The following is a 24,923-nucleotide window of genomic DNA, read 5'->3' as shown; positions in this document are numbered from 1 at the left end:
AATCACTCCCGATGGTCGTGGGTCTGGGTGATACGGCCTTGTTCCACGTGGAACAAAGCGACTGGCGTTTCCGTCTGCCAGCCTTCCCTCAAAAATTCTTGATCTACACAGGTGATAAACACCTGGCAGCGTAATTCTTCCAGCAAGCGGCAAAGTGCGCGTCGATGGTTGTCATCCAGTTCGGAGGGCAAATCATCTACCAGGTAAATACACTGGCCTCGACGGACCTGGCTGACCAGATGTCCCTGAGCAATACGCAGTGCACAGACCACCAGCTTTTGCTGACCGCGAGACAGAATATCTGCCGCATTATGCGCGCCTAATCTAAGGCGCAGGTCAGCTCGCTGTGGTCCGGCCTGGGTGTGGCCCATTTGCTGATCGCGGTGGAGGGAAGAGGCGAGCACTGCACTTAGCTCTTTTTCCTTGTCCCATCCCCGGTAGTAGCTCAGGGTCAAACCTTCAAGCTCGACAAGTTCGCTCAAAGTCTGTTCAAAGACTGGCTTCAATGCCTTGATATACGCCCGGCGGAACTCGTCGATCTCGTCACTCGCCGAGCACAGCTCACGGTCCCATGCCGCCTGTGAAGCGGCGTCAAGTGTACCATGCCGAAGCCACGAGTTTCGCTGCTTGAGGGCCTTCTGCAGGCGCTGCCACGTGGCCATAAAGCGAGGTTCCACGTGGAACACTCCCCAATCCAAAAATTGCCTGCGTATCTTCGGCGCGCCTTCTAGCAGTCTAAAGCTGTCAGGGTTGATGAGCTGCAGCGGCAGAATTTCCGCAAGCTGGGCAGCGCTTCTGGCGTTCTGCCCGTCGATACGAATCTGGAACTCACCTTGGCGATCGCGTGAAACACCCAGATTGCTGTGTCCACCTTGTGCAAGATCGACCTGACCGAAGACCGTACATGAAGGCTGCTCGTACTGGATGACGGGCAGCAAGCGACTGCTGCGAAACGAGCGGGCGATACCCAGCAGATGGATAGCTTCCAGCACGCTGGTTTTGCCACTGCCGTTAGCGCCGTAGAGGATATTGATACGCGGGGAGGGGGAGAGGGTCACCGGGTGCAGATTGCGCACCCCGGTGACCGAGACGCGACTAAGAGACATCTAGGTTGCGCTGGACATGAAGTTACAGACGCATCGGCATGACGACGTAGGCGGAATCGTCGTTATCGGACTCTTGCACCAAGGCGCTGCTGTTGGAGTCGGACAGAATCAAACGCACCTGTTCGGTCGTCATGACGCCCAGCACGTCAAGCAGGTAGCTCACGTTGAAACCGATCTCCAGCGAGTCACCGTTGTACTCGACGCTGATTTCCTCTTCCGCTTCTTCCTGCTCGGGGTTGTTGGCCTGAATCTTCAATTGACCACTGGCCAGTTGCAGACGGATGCCACGGTACTTCTCGTTGGACAGAATCGCCGTCCGGCTGAACGCCTCACGCAGTGCCTGACGATCACCGAGCACCAGCTTGTCACCACCTTTAGGCAGCACGCGCTCGTAGTCAGGGAACTTGCCATCCACCAGTTTGGAGGTGAAAGTGAATTCGCCAGTGGTCGCACGGATGTGATGCTGACCCAGAACGATGCTGACCATACCGTCCTGCTCGGTCAGCAGGCGCGCCATTTCGAGAATACCTTTACGTGGAACGATCACCTGATGACGATCAGCATGTTCGATATCGGCAGACATCGAGCACATCGCCAGACGATGGCCGTCGGTAGCCACGGCGCGCAAGATGCCCGCACTCACTTCCAGCAACATACCATTGAGGTAGTAACGAACGTCCTGTTGGGCCATTGCAAAGCTGGTGCGCTCGATCAGGCGGCGCAGTTTGCTCTGCACCAGGTTGAACGTCAGCGACCCCGGGCCTTCTTCGACGGTCGGGAAGTCATTGGCGGGCAAGGTAGACAGGGTGAACCGGCTACGCCCCGCCTTGACGATCAGCTTCGAGTCGTCGAGCTTGATATCGATCAGCGCGTCGTTGGACAGGCTTTTGCAAATGTCCATGAGCTTGCGCGCAGGAACCGTGATCTCTCCAGGTTCGGCGGGCTCTTCCAGCTGGACGCGGCCAACCAGTTCGACTTCCAGATCCGTACCGGTCAGCGACAGTTGCTGACCTTCTACGACCAGGAGCACATTGGAAAGAACCGGCAAGGTCTGGCGGCGTTCGACGACGCCGGCGACCAATTGCAGGGGTTTCAACAGGGCTTCGCGTTGAATGGTGAAATGCATGGTCTAGTCCCTTGCCTTGATGAGCTGCACTGGCGTTATCACGTAGTCAGAGTGCGCAGCAGGTTCTTGTAGTCCTCGCGGATATCCGCATCGGATTCCTTGAGCTCGTTGATCTTTCGGCACGCGTGCAAGACGGTCGTGTGGTCACGGCCACCAAACACGTCACCGATTTCCGGAAGACTGTGGTTGGTGAGTTCCTTGGAGAGCGCCATCGCGACCTGGCGAGGCCGGGCGACAGAGCGGGAACGACGCTTGGACAGCAGATCGGAGATCTTGATCTTGTAGTACTCGGCGACGGTGCGCTGAATGTTATCCACACTGACCAGCTTGTCCTGCAACGCCAGCAAGTCCTTCAGCGACTCACGAATCAGCTCGATGGTGATGTCGCGGCCCATGAAGTGCGAGTGAGCGATGACGCGCTTGAGCGCACCTTCCAGCTCTCTGACGTTGGAGCGAATGCGCTGGGCAATGAAGAACGCTGCGTCATGAGGCAGATCGACCTTGGCCTGATCTGCTTTTTTCATGAGGATCGCGACGCGGGTTTCCAGCTCCGGAGGCTCGACGGCAACCGTCAGGCCCCAGCCGAAACGCGACTTGAGTCGTTCTTCAAGGCCTTCGATTTCCTTGGGATAGCGGTCGCTGGTCAGAATGACCTGCTGTCCGCCTTCCAGCAGCGCGTTGAACGTGTGGAAAAACTCTTCCTGCGAGCGTTCCTTGCGGGCGAAAAACTGGATGTCATCGATCAGCAGTGCATCGACTGAACGGTAGAAACGCTTGAACTCGTTGATTGCATTGAGCTGCAAGGCCTTGACCATATCTGCGACGAAGCGCTCCGAATGCAGGTACACGACCTTGGCATTCGGATTCTTCTTCAGCAGGTGGTTACCTACTGCGTGCATCAAGTGAGTTTTACCGAGACCGACACCGCCATAAAGGAACAGCGGGTTGTAGCCATGCTTGGGGTTGTCGGCAACCTGCCAGGCCGCAGCGCGTGCCAGCTGGTTGGACTTACCCTCGACGAAATTCTCGAACGTGAACGTACGGTTCAGGTAACTGGTGTGCTTGAGCGCGCCTTCTACCTGAACGGTACGCTGTTCTGCGCGAGCGGGCGCCTGTTGCGAGCTGGCACCTGCCATCGGATCAAAGCTGTCACGCGACGGCTCGTCGTGTGCTGCAACGTTCTGAACAGGTGCCGGCGTCGCCACGGCAGCAACCGGAGCAGCCGTGGCAGGAGCCGGTGCCGAGACGCTGCTGACCGAATTGGCAGACAGTGCCTGGGACGCTGCGGCGGCCAATGGCGCATTCGGAGCGGCACGGGGTGCGGAGCTGCGCTTGCTTCCTATTAATAAGGAAAGAGCAGGGGCCATCCCTTGACCGTGTTCGCCGAGAAGCTCAAGCAAACGACCGAGGTATTTTTCGTTGACCCAATCGAGAACAAAACGATTTGGTGCGTACACACGCAACTCGTCGCCTTCGGCTTCGACCTGTAGCGGACGGATCCAAGTGTTGAATTGCTGGGCAGGCAGCTCATCGCGCAAAAGCTCCACGCACTGCTGCCAAAGTTCCACTGACACGGATATCCCCTGAGTTGAAAGCCGGTGAGGCAAAAACAGCCGCCATTGTAACGACCCAGAGGCGACTTATCCACATGTAGGTTGCTCACAGAGAGCTATAAATCAACGATTTATGAATGAAGCAGACGACAAACGGTCAACACATAAGCTCTGTGGATAACCCATCTTCAGCCCATTGCATAAGTCAGGCGTAAACTCTGTGCATAACTCGCCTGTGGATAAAAAGGAGTTCCATGCACAGCTTTTCCGAAGGTCCGGCACAGGCAGGGCACCGCTTCTCGACAACCTTTCTGACCTCTGTACACATTGAATAACAAGGGCTGTAAGATGTTATCCACAGAAAGGCGCTGCGTAAGAGTTATAAGCTTTATAAAGAAGCTTTAAATACTCTCTTCTTTTTATTTCTATAACCGGAGCGGGTTAGCGTAGCGGTGAACGAAAGGAAGAGGGCGCCCAGCTATAAAAAGATGCCTATGAAGAAAAGCTGGTTGGAAATTGACCTGCGAGCCTGCTTTCTCTAGAATCCCCGGTCTCTTAAAACGGGGGCCATTCCGGCCCGTAGTGGACGAACCAGGTAACACGCCATGAAACGTACTTTCCAACCCAGCACTATCAAGCGCGCCCGCACCCACGGTTTCCGTGCACGCATGGCCACCAAAAACGGCCGCGCAGTTCTTTCGCGTCGTCGTGCCAAAGGCCGTAAGCGTCTGGCAGTTTGATAAATCGGCACAGGAGGTGAGTCGAGACTTCAGTCGGGAAAAGCGTTTGCTCACTCCCCGGCATTTCAAGGCAGTCTTTGACTCCCCTACCGGCAAGGTTCCGGGGAAAAATCTCCTGCTCCTTGCGCGCAACAACGACCTCGATCATCCCCGCCTGGGGCTTGTGATAGGTAAAAAGAGCGTGAAGCTCTCCGTCGAGCGCAATCGTTTGAAACGCCTGATGCGCGAATCATTTCGCCAACACCAAGACAGTTTGGTCGGTTGGGATATCGTTATCGTCGCGCGCAAAGGCTTGGGTGACGTAGAAAACCCTGAACTGATTCAGCATTTCGGCAAGCTCTGGAAACGTCTGGCGCGTAGCCGACCCATTCCGGAAGAAAAATCCGAACCTGCAGGGGTAGACAGTCCAGATGCGTAAACTGGCACTCGTTCCGATCCAGTTCTATCGCTATGCCATTAGCCCGCTGATGGCCAGTCACTGTCGTTTCTACCCCAGTTGCTCCTGCTACGCGTATGAAGCCATCGAAAATCATGGCCTTTTGCGCGGTGGCTGGCTGTCAATTCGTCGTCTTGGTCGCTGTCACCCATGGAATCCCGGTGGTTATGACCCGGTTCCAGCTATCCCCACCTCCCGTTCTTCTTCGATGGCCGAGTAATCATGGATATTAAACGCACGATCCTGATCGTCGCCCTGGCAATCGTGACCTACGTCGGGGTTCTGAAATGGAACCAAGACTATGGCCAGGCTGCCATGCCGACCCAGAATGTTGCAGCCAGCAGCACCGCACCGGGTATTCCGGACACGGCCGCTGGTACTAATGGTTCTGCAAGTGCCGATGTTCCAAGCGCAAGCGCTACTGCCAATACGGCTGCAGCACCTCTTGAAACTCCGGCCGTAGCCAGCAAAGACCTTATCCACGTCAAGACCGATGTGCTCGATCTGGCGATCGATCCGGTGGGTGGCGACGTCGTTCAGCTTCGTTTGCCTCTGTACCCGCGTCGTCAGGATCGTCCTGACGTTCCGTTCCAGTTGTTCGACAACGGCGGCGAGCGTACTTTTCTGGCACAAAGCGGCCTGACCGGGACCAATGGTCCGGATGCACGCGCTGCCGGTCGTCCGGTTTACACCTCCACACAAAAGACTTATCAACTGGCTGATGGCCAGGACGCGATGGTCGTGGATCTGAAATTCTCGGAAAACGGCGTCAATTACATCAAGCGCTTCATCTTCAAGCGCGGTCTGTACGATCTGGTCATGACTTACGTTGTGGATAACCAGAGCGCACAACCCTGGTCCGGTAATTTGTTCGCGCAATTGAAGCGCGATGCCAGCTCCGATCCTTCTTCGACGACTGCTACTGGCACCGCTACCTACCTGGGCGCTGCCCTGTGGACTGCGGCCGAGCCGTACAAGAAAGTGTCGATGAAAGATATCGACAAGGGCCAGGTCAAGGAAACTGTCCAGGGCGGTTGGGTTGCATGGCTGCAGCACTACTTCGTGACTGCGTGGATTCCCGATCACAATGCCACCAACGCTGTTCAGACCCGCAAAGATAGCCAGGGCAACTACATCATCGGCTTCACCAGCCCGACTCTCTCGGTTGCACCCGGTGCACAAGGTGAAACCAGCGCTACCCTGTATGCAGGTCCGAAAAGCCAGGCGGTACTCAAAGAGTTATCCCCAGGTCTGGAGCTGACCGTCGATTATGGTTTCCTGTGGTTCATTGCCCAGCCTATCTTTTGGCTGCTGCAACATATCCACGCCATCCTCGGCAACTGGGGCTGGTCGATCATTGTCCTGACCATGCTGATCAAAGGCCTTTTCTTCCCGCTTTCCGCAGCCAGCTACAAGTCGATGGCACGCATGCGCGCCGTGGCTCCGAAGCTTGCATTGCTGAAAGAGCAGCATGGCGATGATCGTCAGAAGATGTCCCAGGCAATGATGGAGCTGTACAAGAAAGAGAAGATCAACCCGCTGGGTGGATGCTTGCCGATTCTTGTACAAATGCCGGTTTTCCTTTCGCTGTACTGGGTACTCCTGGAAAGCGTGGAAATGCGTCAGGCACCGTGGATCCTGTGGATAACCGACCTGTCGATCAAGGACCCGTTCTTCATCCTGCCGATCATCATGGGCGCGACCATGTTCATCCAGCAGCGTTTGAACCCGACTCCGCCGGACCCGATGCAGGCCAAGGTCATGAAAATGATGCCGATCATTTTCACGTTCTTCTTCCTGTGGTTCCCTGCCGGTCTGGTTCTGTACTGGGTTGTGAACAACACCCTGTCGATCGCTCAGCAGGCTTACATCACTCGCAAGATCGAAGCGGCTACCAAGAAAGCAGCTGTCTGATCTAACCTGTGAATAAGTTCTACAAGACGCCCCCTCGTGGGGCGTTTTGCTATCCGTCATTTGTCCGGGAGCCGGAGCATGAACGTTCCTCGTGAAACCATTGCCGCCATCGCCACAGCCCAGGGGCGGGGCGGTGTTGGTATTGTCAGGGTGTCAGGTCCTCTGGCGGGCAGGGCCGCCGAAGCCATTATCGGTCGGACCCTCAAGCCACGATTTGCCCATTACGGACCTTTTGTCGATGATGCCGGACAGGTACTCGATGAAGGGATCGCGCTGTATTTTCCGGGACCCAACTCGTTCACCGGCGAGGACGTGCTGGAACTTCAGGGCCACGGCGGTCCCATCGTTCTGGACATGCTGCTGCAGCGCTGCCTGCAACTGGGCAGCAGACTGGCTCGTCCGGGCGAGTTCAGTGAGCGCGCCTTTCTCAATGACAAGCTGGATCTTGCCCAGGCAGAAGCCATTGCCGACCTGATCGAGGCGAGTTCTGCACAGGCAGCGCGCAATGCACTGCGCTCTTTGCAGGGTGCTTTTTCGCGGCGTGTGGATAACTTGACCGAGAAATTGATCAGCCTGCGCATCTATGTGGAAGCTGCAATCGACTTCCCCGAAGAGGAAATCGACTTCCTTGTCGATGGCCACGTTCTGAACATGCTCGATGACGTACGTGCCGAGTTATCCACAGTGTTGCGTGAAGCCGGGCAGGGTGCCCTGTTACGCGACGGCATGACCGTAGTGATTGCCGGACGCCCCAATGCGGGCAAATCCAGTCTGCTGAATGCTTTGGCGGGCAGGGAGGCGGCAATTGTCACCGAGATCGCCGGCACAACCCGCGATGTACTGCGTGAACATATCCACATAGACGGAATGCCCTTGCACGTCGTCGACACTGCAGGGCTGCGGGATACTCAAGACCAGGTGGAAATGATCGGCGTGCAGCGCGCACTCAAGGCCATCGGCGAAGCTGACCGGATTCTGCTGGTGGTGGATGCGACCGCTCCGGAGGCAGCAGACCCGTTCGCACTGTGGCCGGAATTCCTCGAGCAGCGCCCGGACCCGTCGAAAGTCACGCTGATACGCAACAAGGCAGATCTGAGTGGAGACCCCGTCGATCTGCAAACCAGTGTAGATGGCCACGTCACCATCAGCCTGAGCGCCAGGTCTGGTGGCGAAGGGCTCGAACTGTTGCGCGAGCATCTCAAGGCCTGCATGGGCTATGAACAAACCTCGGAAAGCAGCTTCAGCGCGCGTCGACGTCACCTTGAAGCGCTGCGCCATGCCAGTGACTCTCTGGAACACGGCAGAGCTCAACTCACCCTGGCGGGGGCCGGAGAGCTGCTGGCCGAAGACCTGCGTCAGGCACAGCAAGCGCTTGGCGAGATCACCGGCGCATTCAGTTCCGACGACCTGCTTGGCAGAATCTTCTCCAGCTTCTGCATCGGCAAGTAAACCTTCAGGCATGGCCCGGCCTGGGTCATGCCTTCAAGTACCACGAGACGCCTCTTTCAGCTGGAGTGTTATCCACATACTCGGCTTTTTCCTCCTTTAACTTTGCTTCGACACCTGAATCTGACCAACAGAAATGCCTGAGGGAAGGATTTTCTGTGCCTGATTTTTGATGAAGAGCCGGTTTTTTGTGGATTAAGCCCTGTGAATAACTGCCCTTTAGCTCGGTGGGTAAGCAGGGTGCAAACCTGAAGATAAATGCCCCTGTGGACAAGTGGCTATCTTATCAACAGGCTCAAGACGGTTATCCAAACCCCTCATCCCCACATGAACACAGACTTTTGAATCTCTGTACACATTGAAAATAAAGGCTCGTAGAGATCTATCCACAGAAAGGTAGCTCAGTAAGAATAAACATAAAAACAAGGCTTTATAAACTTTCTTTCCTTTTTATTTTCTTTATCCGCGACTTTTCCACAGCTGGTTAAATTTTGTCCAACGGGTTTCATTCATGTGGGGTAAGTCCCTATACTTGTCAGCTATCCCAATTTCTCATCGACAACAGGCACGAGGTGCGTGGTGGATTTCCCTTCCCGTTTTGAAGTGATCGTCATCGGTGGCGGTCATGCCGGTACCGAGGCCGCACTGGCGTCGGCACGCATGGGTGTCAAAACCCTGTTGCTGACCCACAACGTGGAAACACTCGGCCAGATGAGTTGCAACCCGGCCATCGGTGGTATTGGTAAAAGCCATCTGGTCAAGGAAATCGACGCCTTGGGCGGCGCCATGGCCATGGCTACTGACAAGGGCGGTATCCAGTTCCGCGTGCTGAACAGCCGCAAGGGGCCGGCCGTACGTGCCACCCGTGCGCAGGCAGATCGCGTGCTGTACAAGGCAGCCATTCGTGAAACTCTGGAAAATCAGCCGAATCTGTGGATATTTCAGCAAGCCTGCGATGACCTGATCGTTGAACAGGATCAAGTGCGCGGCGTCGTGACCCAGATGGGTATGCGCATATTTGCCGATTCAGTGGTGTTGACCACAGGTACGTTCCTTGGCGGACTTATCCACATCGGTATGCAAAATTATTCGGGCGGTCGGGCAGGTGATCCTCCTTCGATCGCATTGGCGCAACGACTGCGTGAACTGCCGCTGCGCGTCGGCCGCCTGAAAACCGGGACCCCGCCACGGATTGACGGACGTTCTGTGGATTTTTCGGTGATGACCGAGCAACCAGGTGACACACCGATTCCGGTCATGTCGTTCCTGGGCAACAAGGAACAGCATCCGCCGCAGGTCAGTTGCTGGATTACGCACACCAACGCGCGGACTCACGAAATCATTGCGTCCAACCTCGATCGCTCGCCGATGTATTCGGGCGTGATCGAAGGTATTGGTCCGCGTTACTGCCCGTCGATCGAAGACAAGATCCACCGGTTTGCCGACAAGGAAAGCCATCAGGTCTTCATCGAGCCGGAAGGATTGACCACGCACGAGCTGTACCCGAACGGTATCTCCACGTCGTTGCCATTCGATGTGCAACTGCAGATCGTCCGGTCGATTCGCGGCATGGAGAATGCACACATCGTTCGTCCTGGTTACGCCATCGAATATGACTATTTCGACCCGCGTGATCTGAAATACAGCCTGGAAACCAAGGTCATCGGCGGTCTGTTCTTCGCAGGCCAGATCAACGGCACGACCGGTTATGAAGAGGCCGGTGCCCAGGGTTTGCTGGCCGGGACCAATGCCGCGCTGCGCGCACAGGGTCGAGACAGCTGGTGCCCGCGTCGCGATGAAGCGTACATCGGCGTTCTGGTCGACGACCTGATCACGCTCGGTACGCAAGAGCCTTACCGGATGTTCACCTCCAGGGCCGAATACCGTTTGATCCTGCGCGAAGACAACGCTGATTTGCGACTCACCGAAAAAGGCCGCGAACTGGGCCTGGTCGACGACGCCCGCTGGGCTGCGTTCTGCACCAAGCGTGAAAGCATCGAGCTGGAAGAGCAGCGTTTGAAAAGTACCTGGGTACGTCCCGGTACCGAGCAGGGCGATGCGATTGCTGCACACTTCGGCACGCCACTGACCCACGAATACAATTTGCTCAACCTGCTGACCCGTCCGGAAATCGATTACGCCAGCCTGATTTCAATCACTGGCCAGGGCTGCATCGACCCCCAGGTCGCCGAGCAGGTAGAGATCAAGACAAAATACGCCGGTTACATTGATCGCCAGCAGGACGAAATTGCCCGTCTGCGCGCCAGTGAAGACACCCATCTGCCGGAAGACATCGATTACGCCGCGATCTCCGGCCTGTCGAAAGAAATCCAAAGCAAGCTGGGGATAACTCGTCCGGAAACACTCGGACAGGCATCGCGTATCCCCGGCGTCACGCCTGCAGCGATATCGCTGTTGATGATCCATTTGAAAAAACGCGGCGCGGGCCGTCAGTTGGAGCAAAGCGCTTGAGTTCTATGGTCACCCCGCAACACGCCCAAGAGTTATCCACCGGTGCCCGGGAATTGGGGATTGACCTCAGCCCGGCCCAGCACGAGCAATTGCTGGCGTATCTGGCGTTGTTGATCAAGTGGAACAAGGCCTACAACCTGACTGCGGTACGCAACCCGGACGAAATGGTATCGAGGCATCTGCTCGACAGTCTCAGTGTGGTGCCCTTCATCGAAGGTACGCGCTGGATCGACGTTGGCAGCGGCGGTGGGATGCCCGGCATTCCCATGGCCATCCTGTTTCCGGAGCGCAAAGTGGCGCTGCTGGACAGCAATGGCAAGAAAACCCGGTTTCAGACCCAGGTCAAACTTGAGCTGAAACTGGATAATCTTGAAGTTATCCACAGCCGTGCAGAAAGTTATCAGCCCGAAGTGCCTTTCGACGGGATCATCTCCCGTGCATTCAGCAGCCTGGAAGACTTCACCGGCTGGACGCGTCACATGGGCGACGTCAATACACGCTGGCTGGCAATGAAAGGGCTGCATCCTGACGATGAGCTGGTAGCATTGCCCTCGGATTTTCACCTCGATAGCGCACACGCCTTGACCGTTCCGGGTTGCCAAGGCCAACGCCATCTGCTGATACTGCGCCGCACGGCATGACTGGGAACACAAGCAAGAATGGCTAAGGTATTCGCGATAGCGAACCAGAAAGGTGGGGTCGGCAAGACCACCACATGCATCAACCTCGCCGCATCGCTGGTCGCGACCAAGCGCCGTGTGCTGCTGATCGATCTCGATCCCCAGGGCAACGCGACCATGGGCAGCGGTGTGGATAAACACAACCTGGAAAACTCCGTCTACGACCTGTTGATCGGCGAATGCGATCTGGGCGAGGCCATGCAGTTTTCCGAGCACGGTGGTTATCAACTGCTTCCGGCCAACCGTGATCTGACGGCGGGCGAAGTGGTTCTGCTGGAAATGCAGATGAAAGAGAGTCGTCTGCGCAATGCGCTGGCGCCCATCCGCGAGAATTACGATTACATTCTCATCGACTGCCCACCTTCGCTGTCGATGCTGACCCTGAACGCGCTGGTCGCCGCAGACGGCGTAATTATCCCTATGCAGTGCGAGTACTTTGCACTCGAAGGTCTCAGCGACCTTGTGGATAACATCAAGCGTATTGCTGAACTGCTCAACCCGCAGCTGAAAATCGAAGGCCTGCTGCGCACCATGTATGATCCGCGGCTGAGCCTGATCAACGACGTTTCGGCGCAGCTCAAGGAACATTTCGGCGAGCAGCTGTACGACACCGTGATCCCGAGAAACATCCGTCTGGCCGAGGCACCGAGTTTCGGCATGCCCGTGCTGGCGTACGACAAGTCGTCTCGCGGTGCGCTGGCCTATCTGGCCCTGGCAAGTGAACTGGTTCGTCGTCAACGTCGCGGCGCAAAAACCGCTCAGCCAACCTAAGGAATTCCCATGGCCGTCAAGAAACGAGGTCTCGGACGTGGGTTGGACGCGCTTCTGAGCAGTCCAACCGTCAGTTCGCTGGAAGAACAGGCCGTCAAGGCCCCGCCAAGTGAGTTGCAGCATGTGCCGCTGGACCTGATCCAGCGCGGCAAGTACCAGCCGCGCCGTGACATGGACCCGCAGGCACTCGAAGAGCTCGCGCAGTCGATCAAGTCGCAGGGCGTGATGCAGCCGATCGTGGTGCGTTCTATCGGTGACAACCGCTTCGAGATCATTGCGGGCGAGCGTCGCTGGCGTGCCAGCCAGCAGGCAGGTGTCGAGACGATCCCGGCGATGGTCCGCGATGTACCGGACGAAACCGCGATTGCGATGGCGCTGATCGAGAACATCCAGCGTGAGGACCTCAACCCGATCGAAGAGGCCATGGCGCTGCAGCGCTTGCAGCAGGAGTTTCAACTGACCCAGCAGCAGGTGGCCGATGCCGTCGGCAAGTCGCGAGTCAGTGTCGCCAACCTGTTACGCCTGATTGCCTTGCCGGAGGCCATCAAGACGATGCTGTCTCATGGTGACCTGGAAATGGGCCATGCGCGTGCCTTGCTCGGCTTGGGTGAAGATCGGCAGGTCGAAGGTGCGCGACACGTTGTCGCACGCGGGCTTACCGTGCGCCAGACCGAAGCACTGGTCAGGCAGTGGCTGAGCGGCAAGGCAGAGGCTGCCGAGCCGGTGAAGACCGACCCGGACATCAGCCGCCTGGAACAGCGTCTGGCCGAGCGTCTGGGCTCTGCGGTGCAGATTCGTCATGGTCAGAAGGGCAAAGGGCAATTGGTCATCCGTTACAACTCGCTGGACGAGCTTCAGGGAGTGCTCGCTCACATCCGCTGAAACAATTGCTCTGTAGCGTATAGTCGGAAATCACTACCCGACTGTTGAATAGGGGCTTAACCGCCCCTATACTCTGCGCGCATTTTGTCGGCACAAATTATGCCAAGTTATTGATTATGGCGACCGACATCAAAGGAGCAGTTGCGATGGAATCCCGCATGCCAGACCGCTTGCCGTTCTATCGCCTGGCGGTTTTCCCGCTTTTGCTGGCTCAATTGATCGTGCTGCTCATGGCCGCATTGGTGCTGTGGCAGTGGCAAGGAGTCGTTGCAGGATATTCGGGACTCTGCGGAGGCCTGATAGCCTGGCTACCCAATTTATACTTTGCTCACAAGGCATTCCGGTTTTCCGGGGCCAGAGCAGCGCAAGCCATCGTTCGGTCGTTCTACGCCGGCGAGGCAGGCAAACTGATTTTCACGGCAGTGCTTTTTGCATTGACGTTCGCAGGTGTGAAGCCTTTGGCGCCGCTGGCTGTATTCGGCGTGTTCATGTTGATCCAGGTGGTCAACTGGTTCGCTCCCCTGCTTACGAGAACAAGACTTTCGAGACCTTAGGGCGTTTGAGGCAACCATGGCAGAGCAAACAGCTTCGGGCTATATCCAGCACCACTTGCAGAACCTTACATTCGGGCACCTGCCCAATGGCGAATGGGGCTTTGCCCACACCGCAGCGGAAGCCAAGGAAATGGGTTTCTGGGCCTTCCACGTCGATACCCTCGGCTGGTCGGTTGCGTTGGGTCTGATTTTCGTTCTGATCTTCCGCATGGCGGCCAAGAAGGCAACTTCCGGCCAGCCTGGCGCACTGCAGAACTTCGTCGAAGTGCTGGTCGAGTTCGTCGACGGTAGTGTGAAAGACAGCTTCCACGGCCGCAGCGCGGTCATCGCGCCACTGGCGTTGACCATTTTCGTCTGGGTATTCCTGATGAACGCGGTCGACCTGGTACCGGTGGACTGGATTCCACAGTTGGCGATGATGATCTCGGGTGACTCGCACATTCCGTTCCGTGCCGTTTCGACCACTGACCCGAATGCCACGCTGGGCATGGCCCTGTCCGTGTTCGCACTGATCATTTTCTACAGCATCAAGGTCAAGGGCATCGGCGGTTTCATCGGCGAACTGACCCTTCACCCGTTTGGCAGCAAGAACCTGTTCGTTCAGGCGCTGTTGATCCCGGTCAACTTCCTGCTGGAATTCGTGACGCTGATCGCCAAGCCGATTTCCCTGGCTTTGCGTCTGTTCGGCAACATGTATGCTGGCGAGCTGGTCTTCATTCTGATCGCCGTGATGTTCGGCAGCGGTCTGTTGTGGCTCAGCGGTCTGGGTGTAGTGCTGCAGTGGGCGTGGGCTGTGTTCCACATCCTGATCATCACCCTGCAAGCGTTCATCTTCATGATGCTGACCATCGTCTACCTGTCGATGGCTCACGAAGATAACCATTGAGATTCGTCTCAGGACGCGTCTGATGACCGTCTCGCCACTGGCGAGGCGGTGCCCGCAAGGGCTGATGTAGAAACGATTTTGTTTTACCGCTTCAATTAAAAAAACCTAACCAATACGACGTAAAAGTCGGGAGGAAAGATGGAAACTGTAGTTGGTCTAACCGCTATCGCTGTTGCACTGTTGATCGGCCTGGGCGCACTGGGTACTGCAATCGGTTTCGGCCTGTTGGGCGGCAAGTTCCTGGAAGGCGCAGCGCGTCAGCCGGAAATGGTTCCAATGCTGCAAGTTAAAATGTTCATCGTTGCGGGCCTGCTCGACGCCGTGACCATGATCGGTGTTGGTATCGCTCTGTTCTTCACCTTTGCGAACCCCTTCGTTGGTCAACTCGCTGGCTGATCACTCGAATTTTCGAGTTGATTGGTGTGATGGACAACGAACGAGCGAGGTGTTGGCGTGAACATTAATGCAACCCTGATTGGCCAGTCCGTTGCGTTCTTCATTTTTGTGATTTTCTGCATGAAGTTCGTGTGGCCTCCGGTCATCGCGGCTTTGCACGAACGTCAGAAGAAGATCGCGGATGGACTGGACGCTGCTTCCCGAGCAGCTCGCGACCTGGAGCTGGCCCAAGAAAAAGCGGGTCAACAACTGCGCGAAGCTAAAGCTCAAGCAGCCGAGATCATTGAGCAAGCCAAGAAACGCGGTACCCAGATTGTCGACGAAGCCCGTGAAACGGCACGCGTTGAAGCTGACCGTGTGAAGGCTCAGGCTCAGGCCGAGATCGAGCAGGAACTGAACGGTGTCAAAGATGCCTTGCGCGCCCAGTTGGGTAGCCTGGCAGTCAATGGCGCAGAGAAGATTCTGGGTGCCACAATCGATCAAAACGCGCACGCGGAGCTGGTTAACAAACTGGCTGCTGAAATTTAAGCGAGGGCGATCATGGCAGAACTGACCACGTTGGCCCGACCTTACGCGAAGGCGGCCTTCGAGCATGCGCAGGCCCACCAGCAGCTGGCCAATTGGTCAGCCATGCTCGGCCTGGCTGCTGCGGTGTCGCAAGACGACACCATGCAGCGCATGCTCAAGGCCCCGCGACTGACGAGCGCACAAAAGGCCACCACTTTTATTGAAGTGTGTGGCGAAAAGTTCGATGCCAAGGCACAGAATTTCATTCACGTCGTTGCTGAAAACGACCGCCTCCCGCTCTTGCCGGAGATCGCCGAACTGTTCGACCTGTACAAGGCCGAGCAGGAAAAATCGGTCGATGTGGATGTCACCAGTGCTTTCGCATTGAACCAAGAACAGCAAGACAAACTCGCCAAGGTTCTCAGTGCACGGCTCGGCCGGGAAGTGCGCCTGCATGCTGCGGAGGATGCCTCTCTTATAGGGGGTGTCGTCATCCGCGCCGGCGACCTGGTTATCGATGGCTCAGTTCGTGGCAAGATCGCGAAACTAGCCGAAGCATTGAAATCTTGAGTTTGAAGGGGCAGCAGAGCAATGCAGCAACTCAATCCTTCCGAAATAAGTGAAATCATCAAGGGTCGCATCGACAAGCTCGATGTAACCTCCCAAGCCCGTAACGAAGGCACAGTCGTCAGCGTGTCTGACGGTATCGTGCGGATTCATGGTCTGGCCGACGTAATGTACGGCGAAATGATCGAGTTTCCGGGCGGTGTCTACGGTATGGCGCTGAACCTTGAGCAAGACTCCGTGGGTGCCGTTGTACTGGGCGCTTACACGACTCTGGCTGAAGGCATGAGCGCCAAGTGCACAGGCCGCATCCTCGAGGTTCCGGTTGGTAAGGAACTGCTGGGTCGCGTTGTCGATGCACTGGGTAACCCAGTTGACGGCAAAGGTCCGCTGAACAACACCGAGACCGATGCGGTCGAGAAAGTTGCTCCAGGCGTGATCTGGCGTAAGTCGGTAGACCAGCCTGTACAGACTGGCTACAAGGCTGTCGATGCCATGATTCCTGTCGGCCGTGGCCAGCGTGAGCTGATCATCGGTGACCGTCAGATCGGTAAAACCGCTCTGGCCATCGACGCAATCATCAACCAGAAGAACAGCGGCATCTTCTGCGTCTACGTAGCAATCGGTCAGAAGCAATCGACCATTGCCAACGTTGTTCGCAAGCTCGAAGAGAACGGCGCACTGGCTAACACCATCGTCGTGGCTGCAAGTGCTTCCGAATCCGCAGCGCTGCAGTTCCTTGCACCGTACTCGGGTTGCACCATGGGCGAGTTCTTCCGCGACCGCGGTGAAGACGCGCTGATCGTTTATGACGATCTGTCCAAGCAAGCAGTGGCTTACCGCCAGATTTCCCTGCTGCTGCGCCGTCCACCAGGCCGTGAAGCTTACCCAGGCGACGTGTTCTATCTCCACTCCCGTCTGCTGGAGCGCGCATCGCGTGTTTCCGAAGAATACGTAGAGAAGTTCACCAACGGCGCAGTGACCGGCAAAACCGGTTCCCTGACCGCACTGCCGATCATCGAAACCCAGGCTGGCGACGTTTCCGCGTTCGTTCCGACCAACGTGATTTCCATCACCGACGGTCAGATCTTCCTGGAATCGGCGATGTTCAACTCCGGCATCCGTCCGGCTGTGAACGCCGGTGTTTCGGTATCCCGTGTGGGTGGTGCCGCTCAGACCAAGATCATCAAGAAGCTTTCCGGTGGTATCCGTACCGCTCTGGCTCAGTACCGTGAACTGGCGGCATTCGCCCAGTTCGCTTCTGACCTGGACGAGGCGACCCGCAAGCAACTTGAGCATGGTCAGCGCGTTACCGAGCTGATGAAGCAGAAGCAATACGCACCAATGTCGATCGCTGACATGGCGCTGTCGCTGTATGCCGCTGAGCGTGGGTTCCTGACTGACGTCGAAATCGCCAAGATCGGCAGCTTTGAACAAGCGCTGATTGCTTACTTCAACCGCGATCACGCCGATTTGATGGCGAAGATCAACGTGAAGGGTGACTTCAATGACGAAATCGATTCTGGCATGAAAGCCGGCATCGAGAAGTTCAAGGCCACCCAAACCTGGTAAGCCGCAGCGGGGGCCGCAAGGCTCCCGCTTGCTAACCTGATAGGTGTTACATGGCAGGCGCAAAAGAGATTCGCAGCAAGATTGCGAGCATCAAAAGCACGCAAAAGATCACCAGCGCCATGGAAAAAGTGGCGGTCAGCAAAATGCGCAAGGCTCAAATGCGCATGGCTGCTAGCCGTCCTTACGCGGAGCGCATTCGTCAGGTGATTGGTCATCTGGCAAACGCCAACCCGGAGTACCGCCACCCGTTCATGATCGAGCGCCCTGTTAAGCGCGTCGGTTATGTCGTAGTGAGCAGTGACCGTGGTCTGTGTGGTGGCTTGAATACCAACCTGTTCAAGACTCTGGTCAAGGACATGGCGGTGAACCGTGAAAACGGTGTAGAGATCGATCTGTGCGTGGTCGGCAGCAAAGGTGCGGCATTTTTCCGCAACTTCGGCGGTAACGTCGTCGCTGCGATCAGCCACCTGGGCGAAGAGCCGTCGATCAACGACTTGATCGGCAGCGTCAAGGTGATGCTGGATGCCTACCTGGATGGCCGTATTGATCGCCTGTCCGTGGTATCCAACAAGTTCATCAACACCATGACCCAGCAACCAACAGTGGAGCAATTGATTCCGCTGGTGGCAACCCCGGATCAAGGGCTCAAGCACCACTGGGACTATCTCTACGAACCCGATGCCAAAGAGCTGCTAGACGGCCTTATGGTTCGCTACGTGGAATCGCAGGTGTACCAGGCGGTGGTCGAGAACAACGCAGCTGAACAAGCAGCGCGGATGATCGCGATGAAGAACGCCACAGACAACGCCGGTGATTTGATCAGCGATTTGCAGCTGATCTACAACAAGGCGCGTCAGGCAGCGATCACCCAAGAGATCTCGGAAATCGTCGGCGGCGCTGCCGCGGTTTAACGGTTCAAATATTAGAGGAACCAGCTAATGAGTAGCGGACGTATCGTTCAAATCATCGGCGCCGTGATCGACGTGGAATTCCCACGCGATAGCGTACCGAGTATCTACAACGCGCTGGAAGTTCAGAGCGCGGCAGGAACCACCCTGGAAGTTCAGCAGCAGCTGGGCGACGGCGTGGTTCGTACCATTGCGATGGGCTCCACCGAGGGCTTGAAGCGTGGTCTGGAAGTAACAGACTCTGGCGCAGCCATCTCCGTACCGGTCGGTAAAGCGACGCTGGGCCGGATCATGGACGTGCTGGGCAACCCGATCGACGAAGCTGGCCCGATCGCCACCGAAGAGCGCTGGGGCATTCACCGTCCTGCACCGTCCTTCGCTGAGCAGGCAGGCGGCAACGACCTTCTGGAAACCGGCATCAAGGTTATCGACCTGGTCTGCCCGTTCGCCAAAGGCGGTAAAGTCGGTCTGTTCGGTGGTGCCGGTGTCGGCAAGACCGTAAACATGATGGAACTGATCCGTAACATCGCCATCGAGCACAGCGGTTATTCCGTGTTCGCCGGTGTGGGTGAGCGTACTCGTGAGGGTAACGACTTCTACCACGAGATGAAGGACTCCAACGTTCTGGACAAAGTGGCACTGGTCTACGGTCAGATGAACGAGCCGCCGGGTAACCGTCTGCGCGTAGCACTGACCGGCCTGACCATGGCCGAGAAGTTCCGTGACGAAGGTAACGACGTTCTGTTGTTCGTCGACAACATCTATCGTTACACCCTGGCCGGTACCGAAGTATCCGCGCTGCTGGGCCGTATGCCTTCCGCAGTAGGTTACCAGCCGACCCTGGCTGAAGAGATGGGCACTCTGCAAGAGCGCATCACTTCCACCAAGAATGGTTCGATCACCTCGATCCAGGCCGTATACGTACCAGCGGACGACTTGACTGACCCGTCGCCAGCGACCACGTTTGCCCACTTGGACGCCACCGTCGTACTGTCCCGTGACATCGCTTCCCTGGGTATCTACCCGGCGGTAGATCCACTGGACTCGACTTCGCGCCAGCTGGACCCGAACGTCATTGGCCAGGAACACTACGACACCGCTCGCGGCGTTCAGTACGTGTTGCAGCGCTACAAAGAGCTGAAAGACATCATCGCGATCCTGGGTATGGACGAGCTGTCGGAGACCGACAAGCAGTTGGTTAACCGTGCTCGTAAGATCCAGCGCTTCCTGTCCCAGCCTTTCTTCGTGGCAGAAGTCTTCACCGGTGCTTCGGGTAAATACGTTTCCCTGAAAGACACCATTGCTGGCTTCAAAGGCATCCTCAACGGTGACTACGACCACCTGCCAGAACAAGCGTTCTACATGGTCGGCGGCATCGAAGAAGCGATCGAGAAAGCCAAGAAACTGTAATCCCGGCGCCCGGCAACGGGCGCTATTAGGTTGAGGCAAGCAAATGGCTATGACAGTCCATTGCGACATCGTCAGCGCGGAAGGGGAAATCTTCTCCGGTCTGGTCGAGATGGTGATTGCGCACGGCAACCTGGGTGATATCGGTATCGCTCCAGGCCACGCGCCGCTGATCACTGATCTGAAGCCGGGCCCGATCCGCTTGATCAAGCAGGGTGGGGAAGCCGAGGTGTTCTACATCTCCGGTGGTTTCCTTGAGGTTCAGCCGAACATGGTCAAGGTGCTTGCCGATACTGTGCAACGTGCTGCCGACCTGGATGAAGCTTCTGCTCAGGCTGCCGTACTGGCTGCCGAGAAGGCCCTGAACGAGAAGGGCGCAGATTTCGATTACGGATCTGCAACTGCTCGTCTGGCCGAGGCTGCAGCTCAGCTGCGCACCGTTCAGCAAATTCGCAAGAAGTTCGGCGGCTAACCCCGCTGCACTCGATGCGCGATTGAGAAAAAGGGTAGCCTCGGCTACCCTTTTTCTTTTTTCAGATTTCCTCTTTCAAGTCAGCCCGCCTTCGGTCCGGTTGCCGCTCAGTTGGTAGTCCTATCATGTCTCTCGATATCGTTATTCTCGCTGCTGGCCAAGGTACCCGGATGCGGTCCGCGCTGCCCAAGGTCCTGCACCCCGTGGCCGGCAATTCCATGCTGGGTCATGTTATCCACAGCGCGCGCCAGTTATCCCCAAGCGGAATACACGTCGTGATCGGACACGGCGCTGATGCTGTTCGTGAACAGCTGGCAGCCGATGACTTGAATTTCGTGATGCAGGACAAGCAACTCGGTACCGGCCATGCGGTTGCTCAGGCGCTGCCCGCGCTGACGGCTGACACCGTGTTGATTCTTTATGGCGATGTCCCGTTGATCGAAGTAGAGACGCTTTCGCGCCTGCTCAAACTGGTCAACCTGCGGCAACTGGGCCTGTTGACCGTTACGCTGGATGACCCTACCGGTTACGGCCGTATCGTTCGCGATGAGCAGAATCGTGTCTGTGCCATCGTCGAGCATAAGGACGCGAGCGACGCGCAGAAGGCTATCACCGAAGGCAATACCGGAATTCTCGCGGTGCCTGCTGCTCATCTCGCTGACTGGCTGGGGCGGCTGTCCAACAACAATGCCCAGGGCGAGTATTACCTCACCGACGTGATCGCCATGGCAGCTAATGACGGCCTGGTGGTTGCCACAGAGCAACCCCACGACGCGATGGAAGTGCAGGGCGCCAATGATCGCAAGCAGCTTTCCGAGCTGGAGCGTCATTACCAGATGCGTGAAGCCCGTCGTCTGATGGCGGCTGGCGTGACCCTGCGTGACCCTGCGCGCTTCGATGTGCGCGGTGAAGTCAGCGTCGGGCGCGATGTGCTGATCGATATCAATGTGATTCTTGAAGGCAAGGTCGTGATTGAGGATGACGTGGTCATTGGTCCGAACTGCGTCATCAAGGACAGCACCCTGCGCAAGGGTGTCGTCGTCAAAGCCAACAGCCACATCGACGGTGCGATTCTGGGGGAGGGCAGCGATGCCGGCCCGTTTGCACGCCTGCGACCAGGCAGCGTGCTGGGTGCCAAGGCGCATGTGGGTAACTTTGTCGAGCTCAAGAATGCGAACCTAGGCGAGGGGGCCAAGGTTGGCCACCTGACTTATCTTGGTGATGCTGAGGTCGGCGCACGCACCAATATCGGCGCCGGTACCATCACCTGTAACTACGATGGTGCCAACAAGCACAAGACGACGTTGGGTGCAGACGTGTTCATTGGTTCCAACAACTCTCTGGTTGCGCCTGTGGATATCCTGGACGGCGCGACGACTGCAGCTGGCTCGACCATTACGCAAAACGTGCCTGCTGAACAACTCGGCGTAGCCCGCGCCCGCCAGCGCAACGTCGAAGGCTGGAAGCGGCCGGTGAAAATCAGGAAAGACTGAGTTATCCACAGGCCATGATGACCCGCGTGCCAACGCTCAACATTGGCACGCGTCCATAACTATCCACACCTGACACTCAAGCCGGGACGCGGAGCGTCCAGAACTGCATACCCACGCGGAGCATGGGTACGATGATCTTGAGATCACCTCTCGTTCCTCACGCTCCAGCGTAGGAATGCTGTTCGTGACGCTCCGCGTCACACCCCAGGCTCAAAGCCGATGTCACGGGTATCCGGTAGAAATTGCGCCGCCCCATACCGAAACCTTGACCAAAACCAAAAAATAGGTTTTGATTGCCTTCGTTATCTTTCGAAACGAAACTTAAGGCAGTCATGTCGAAGCGCAATACACCGCAGCGTCGCCACAACATTCTCGCCCTGCTCAACGAGCAAGGTGAAGTCAGTGTGGACGACTTGGCTAGACGCTTTGAAACTTCCGAAGTTACGATTCGAAAGGACCTGGCTGCGCTTGAAACCAACGGCCTGCTGTTGCGCCGTTACGGGGGCGCAGTGCCGCTTCCTCACGAGCTTATAAGCGATGGCAGTCAGCCGGTTTCCCGTTACAAACAGGCCATCGCTCGCGCTGCGGTTTCCAGGATTCGCGAGCACGCCAGAATCATCGTCGACAGTGGCAGCACCACGGCGGCATTGATTCCTGAGCTGGGCCAGCAACCCGGCCTGGTGGTCATGACCAATTCCCTGCATGTTGCGCGCGCCCTGACCGAGCTGGAGCACGAACCGGTCCTGTTGATGACGGGCGGAACGTGGGATCCGCACTCGGAGTCTTTTCAGGGGCAAGTCGCGGAGCAGGTACTGCGCTCCTACGACTTCGATCAGCTGTTCATCGGTGCCGACGGCATCGATCTGATTCGTGGCACCACCACCTTCAACGAGCTGCTGGGCTTGAGCCGGGTCATGGCGGAAGTCGCCCGGGAAGTGGTGGTCATGGTCGAAGCCGACAAGGTCGGTCGCAAGATCCCCAATCTGGAACTGCCCTGGAGCAGTATCCACACCCTTATTACTGATGATCGCCTGTCCAGTGAGGCACGCGATCAGATACAGGCCCGCGGCATCAATCTGATTTGTGCTGCTGTCAGCTAGGAGATAACCATGTGTGGAATCGTCGGCGCCGTTGCTGAACGTAATATCACGGCCATTTTGCTCGAAGGCCTCAAGCGCCTTGAATACCGCGGTTATGACAGCGCGGGCGTGGCAGTCTTCAGCAACGAAGGCACCCTTGAGCGCCGCCGTCGCTCTGGCAAGGTCAGTGAGCTGGAACAGGCACTTGCCGGCGAGCCGCTGATCGGTCGTCTGGGCATTGCCCACACGCGTTGGGCGACCCACGGCGCCCCGTGTGAGCGTAACGCCCACCCACACTTCTCGGCCGACACGCTGGCAGTTGTCCACAACGGCATCATCGAGAATCACGAAGCGCTACGTGAACAGCTGAAAGGCCTGGGTTACGTCTTCGCATCCGATACCGACACTGAAGTCATCGTCCATCTGCTGCACCACAAGCTCAAGGACACCGCCGATCTGGCGGTTGCCCTGAAGGCTGCGGTGAAAGAACTTCACGGTGCTTATGGGCTTGCGGTCATCAATGCCGCGCAGCCGGATCGCCTGCTGGCCGCTCGCAGTGGCAGCCCGCTGGTTGTCGGCATGGGCCTGGGTGAAAACTTCCTGGCCTCCGACCAACTGGCGCTGCGTCAGGTCACTGACCGTTTCATGTACCTGGAAGAGGGCGACATCGCCGAGATCCGTCGCGACAGCGTGCAGATCTGGAACGTCGACGGTGTGTCGGTCGAGCGCGAAGTGGTGCAATACCATGAAGGCGCCGAAGCCGCCGACAAGGGTGAGTATCGTCACTTCATGCTTAAGGAAATTCACGAGCAGCCCAAGGTCGTGCAGCGCACCCTCGAAGGTCGTCTGGGGCAACAGCAAGTGCTGGTCCACGCATTTGGTCCACAGGCTGCCGAACTGTTCGCCAAAGTACGCAATGTTCAGATCGTGGCCTGTGGCACCAGCTACCACGCAGGCATGGTAGCGCGTTACTGGCTTGAAGGCCTGGCCGGCATCCCTTGCCAGGTCGAAGTGGCCAGCGAGTTCCGCTATCGCAAGGTAGTGGTTCAGCCGGACACCCTGTTCGTCTCGATCTCGCAGTCCGGTGAAACCGCCGACACCTTGGCAGCGCTGCGCAACGCCAAGGAACTGGGCTTTCTGGCCAGCCTGGCGATCTGTAACGTCGGCATCAGCTCACTGGTACGTGAATCCGACCTGACCCTGCTGACCCAGGCCGGTCCGGAAATCGGCGTGGCATCGACCAAGGCTTTCACCACCCAATTGGTCGCCTTGTTGCTGCTGACCCTGTCGCTGGGTCAGGTCAAGGGATCGCTGGAGCAGGGCGTCGAAGCGCAGCTGGTCGAAGAACTGCGTCGCCTGCCAACCCGCCTCGGCGAAGCGCTGGCAATGGACGGCACGGTCGAGAAAATCGCCGAACTGTTCGCCGAGAAGCACCACACCCTGTTCCTTGGGCGCGGCGCACAGTTTCCGGTGGCAATGGAAGGCGCACTCAAGCTCAAAGAAATCTCCTACATCCACGCCGAAGCCTACCCGGCCGGCGAACTCAAGCATGGCCCGTTGGCGCTGGTCGACGCCGACATGCCAGTCGTCACCGTCGCACCGAACAACGAACTGCTGGAGAAACTCAAATCCAACCTGCAGGAAGTGCGCGCACGCGGCGGCGAGTTGATCGTGTTCGCGGATGAGCAGGCCGGCATGAAGAACGGCGAGGGCACCCACGTCATCGCCATGCCACACATCATCGATGCCCTGGCACCGATTCTCTACACCATCCCGCTGCAGTTGCTTTCGTATTACGTGGCTGTGCTGAAAGGGACGGATGTGGATCAACCGCGGAATCTGGCGAAGTCGGTGACGGTGGAGTGAGTTATCCACAGGGGTGGGGGTTTCGGTAACTTAGAGCAGACTCAGATTTATCCAAAATAAGTCCTAACGTCGTCACTCCTTCGTACGGAGTAG

Annotated in this window: 24 protein-coding genes; 21 read left to right on the top strand and 3 right to left on the bottom strand. The window is 57.2% G+C overall.

The features are described from left to right. Positions 1–2 precede the first annotated feature (2 nt). Genes recF through dnaA form a run of 3 tightly spaced genes read right to left on the bottom strand, consistent with a single transcriptional unit; the run spans position 3 to position 3,806 of the window. Positions 3–1,106, bottom strand: coding sequence for a DNA replication/repair protein RecF (recF, locus tag BLR16_RS24175; RefSeq protein WP_044310549.1), 1,104 nt, complete (start codon positions 1,104–1,106; stop codon positions 3–5). 22 nt (positions 1,107–1,128) lie between these two features. Next, entirely contained in the window at positions 1,129–2,232 is a 1,104-nt protein-coding gene (gene dnaN, locus BLR16_RS24170) for a DNA polymerase III subunit beta (RefSeq protein WP_003367826.1), read from the bottom strand. A 38-nt stretch (positions 2,233–2,270) separates the two neighbouring features. Further along, positions 2,271–3,806, bottom strand: a complete 1,536-nt coding sequence (gene dnaA / locus BLR16_RS24165; protein ID WP_054082286.1) for a chromosomal replication initiator protein DnaA — start codon at positions 3,804–3,806, stop codon at positions 2,271–2,273. Positions 3,807–4,390: 584 nt separating this feature from the next. Here dnaA and rpmH point away from each other — a divergent pair. The 21 genes from rpmH to glmS all read left to right on the top strand — a co-directional run bounded on the left by rpmH (position 4,391) and on the right by glmS (position 24,830). Next, positions 4,391–4,525, top strand: coding sequence for a 50S ribosomal protein L34 (gene rpmH, locus BLR16_RS24160; protein ID WP_002551315.1), 135 nt, complete (start codon positions 4,391–4,393; stop codon positions 4,523–4,525). Positions 4,526–4,541: 16 nt separating this feature from the next. Then, positions 4,542–4,943: a ribonuclease P protein component gene (rnpA, locus tag BLR16_RS24155; RefSeq protein WP_002551314.1), complete on the top strand. Its 402-nt coding sequence runs from the start codon at positions 4,542–4,544 to the stop codon at positions 4,941–4,943. Further along, positions 4,936–5,181 carry a membrane protein insertion efficiency factor YidD gene (gene yidD / locus BLR16_RS24150; RefSeq protein ID WP_003367836.1) on the top strand — a complete coding sequence of 82 codons (246 nt, stop codon included), beginning with the start codon at positions 4,936–4,938 and terminating at the stop codon, positions 5,179–5,181. The genes rnpA and yidD overlap by 8 nt, the downstream gene beginning before the upstream one ends. Before the next feature lie 2 nt (positions 5,182–5,183). Next, positions 5,184–6,875, top strand: a complete 1,692-nt coding sequence (gene yidC / locus BLR16_RS24145) for a membrane protein insertase YidC (protein WP_074809028.1) — start codon at positions 5,184–5,186, stop codon at positions 6,873–6,875. A gap of 78 nt (positions 6,876–6,953) precedes the next feature. Beyond that, complete coding sequence (gene mnmE / locus BLR16_RS24140) at positions 6,954–8,324, top strand: tRNA uridine-5-carboxymethylaminomethyl(34) synthesis GTPase MnmE (RefSeq protein WP_074809026.1); 1,371 nt, start codon at positions 6,954–6,956, stop codon at positions 8,322–8,324. Positions 8,325–8,900: 576 nt separating this feature from the next. Continuing rightward, entirely contained in the window at positions 8,901–10,793 is a 1,893-nt protein-coding gene (mnmG, locus tag BLR16_RS24135; protein ID WP_074809083.1) for a tRNA uridine-5-carboxymethylaminomethyl(34) synthesis enzyme MnmG, read from the top strand. Next, complete coding sequence (rsmG, locus tag BLR16_RS24130; protein ID WP_003367844.1) at positions 10,790–11,434, top strand: 16S rRNA (guanine(527)-N(7))-methyltransferase RsmG; 645 nt, start codon at positions 10,790–10,792, stop codon at positions 11,432–11,434. Before mnmG ends, rsmG begins: the two co-directional genes overlap by 4 nt. A gap of 18 nt (positions 11,435–11,452) precedes the next feature. Beyond that, the gene (locus BLR16_RS24125) at positions 11,453–12,244 is read left to right on the top strand and encodes a ParA family protein (RefSeq protein WP_002555991.1); all 792 of its coding nucleotides are present in this window, start codon (positions 11,453–11,455) and stop codon (positions 12,242–12,244) included. A 9-nt stretch (positions 12,245–12,253) separates the two neighbouring features. Next, the gene (locus BLR16_RS24120; protein WP_003432741.1) at positions 12,254–13,126 is read left to right on the top strand and encodes a ParB/RepB/Spo0J family partition protein; all 873 of its coding nucleotides are present in this window, start codon (positions 12,254–12,256) and stop codon (positions 13,124–13,126) included. A 146-nt stretch (positions 13,127–13,272) separates the two neighbouring features. Then, complete coding sequence (locus BLR16_RS24115) at positions 13,273–13,680, top strand: F0F1 ATP synthase subunit I (protein ID WP_002555989.1); 408 nt, start codon at positions 13,273–13,275, stop codon at positions 13,678–13,680. Positions 13,681–13,696: 16 nt separating this feature from the next. Beyond that, the gene (atpB, locus tag BLR16_RS24110) at positions 13,697–14,566 is read left to right on the top strand and encodes a F0F1 ATP synthase subunit A (RefSeq protein WP_003315954.1); all 870 of its coding nucleotides are present in this window, start codon (positions 13,697–13,699) and stop codon (positions 14,564–14,566) included. A 138-nt stretch (positions 14,567–14,704) separates the two neighbouring features. Beyond that, positions 14,705–14,962 carry a F0F1 ATP synthase subunit C gene (gene atpE / locus BLR16_RS24105; protein ID WP_002555987.1) on the top strand — a complete coding sequence of 86 codons (258 nt, stop codon included), beginning with the start codon at positions 14,705–14,707 and terminating at the stop codon, positions 14,960–14,962. Positions 14,963–15,019: 57 nt separating this feature from the next. After that, positions 15,020–15,490, top strand: coding sequence for a F0F1 ATP synthase subunit B (locus BLR16_RS24100; RefSeq protein WP_002555986.1), 471 nt, complete (start codon positions 15,020–15,022; stop codon positions 15,488–15,490). Between the two features lie 12 nt (positions 15,491–15,502). Beyond that, positions 15,503–16,039, top strand: a complete 537-nt coding sequence (locus tag BLR16_RS24095; protein ID WP_003315956.1) for a F0F1 ATP synthase subunit delta — start codon at positions 15,503–15,505, stop codon at positions 16,037–16,039. 21 nt (positions 16,040–16,060) lie between these two features. Beyond that, a complete protein-coding gene (gene atpA / locus BLR16_RS24090; protein ID WP_002555984.1) occupies positions 16,061–17,605 on the top strand; it encodes a F0F1 ATP synthase subunit alpha in 1,545 nt (514 codons plus the stop codon). A gap of 50 nt (positions 17,606–17,655) precedes the next feature. Next, complete coding sequence (gene atpG / locus BLR16_RS24085; protein ID WP_003367855.1) at positions 17,656–18,516, top strand: F0F1 ATP synthase subunit gamma; 861 nt, start codon at positions 17,656–17,658, stop codon at positions 18,514–18,516. A gap of 27 nt (positions 18,517–18,543) precedes the next feature. Beyond that, positions 18,544–19,923 (top strand): F0F1 ATP synthase subunit beta, encoded by a 1,380-nt coding sequence (gene atpD / locus BLR16_RS24080; protein WP_002555982.1) that lies wholly within the window; start codon positions 18,544–18,546, stop codon positions 19,921–19,923. Between the two features lie 43 nt (positions 19,924–19,966). Then, the gene (locus BLR16_RS24075; RefSeq protein ID WP_003413751.1) at positions 19,967–20,392 is read left to right on the top strand and encodes a F0F1 ATP synthase subunit epsilon; all 426 of its coding nucleotides are present in this window, start codon (positions 19,967–19,969) and stop codon (positions 20,390–20,392) included. A gap of 125 nt (positions 20,393–20,517) precedes the next feature. Continuing rightward, entirely contained in the window at positions 20,518–21,885 is a 1,368-nt protein-coding gene (gene glmU, locus BLR16_RS24070; protein WP_074809022.1) for a bifunctional UDP-N-acetylglucosamine diphosphorylase/glucosamine-1-phosphate N-acetyltransferase GlmU, read from the top strand. A 332-nt stretch (positions 21,886–22,217) separates the two neighbouring features. Further along, complete coding sequence (locus BLR16_RS24065) at positions 22,218–22,985, top strand: DeoR/GlpR family DNA-binding transcription regulator (RefSeq protein ID WP_003432745.1); 768 nt, start codon at positions 22,218–22,220, stop codon at positions 22,983–22,985. 9 nt (positions 22,986–22,994) lie between these two features. Next, positions 22,995–24,830 (top strand): glutamine--fructose-6-phosphate transaminase (isomerizing), encoded by a 1,836-nt coding sequence (gene glmS / locus BLR16_RS24060; protein ID WP_003432746.1) that lies wholly within the window; start codon positions 22,995–22,997, stop codon positions 24,828–24,830. Positions 24,831–24,923 lie beyond the last annotated feature (93 nt).

The sequence above is a fragment of the Pseudomonas sp. BS3767 genome, from assembly GCF_900099665.1.
Taxonomy (GTDB): Bacteria; Pseudomonadota; Gammaproteobacteria; order Pseudomonadales; family Pseudomonadaceae; genus Aquipseudomonas; species Aquipseudomonas cerasi.
This window is presented reverse-complemented; position numbering and strand designations above follow the sequence as displayed.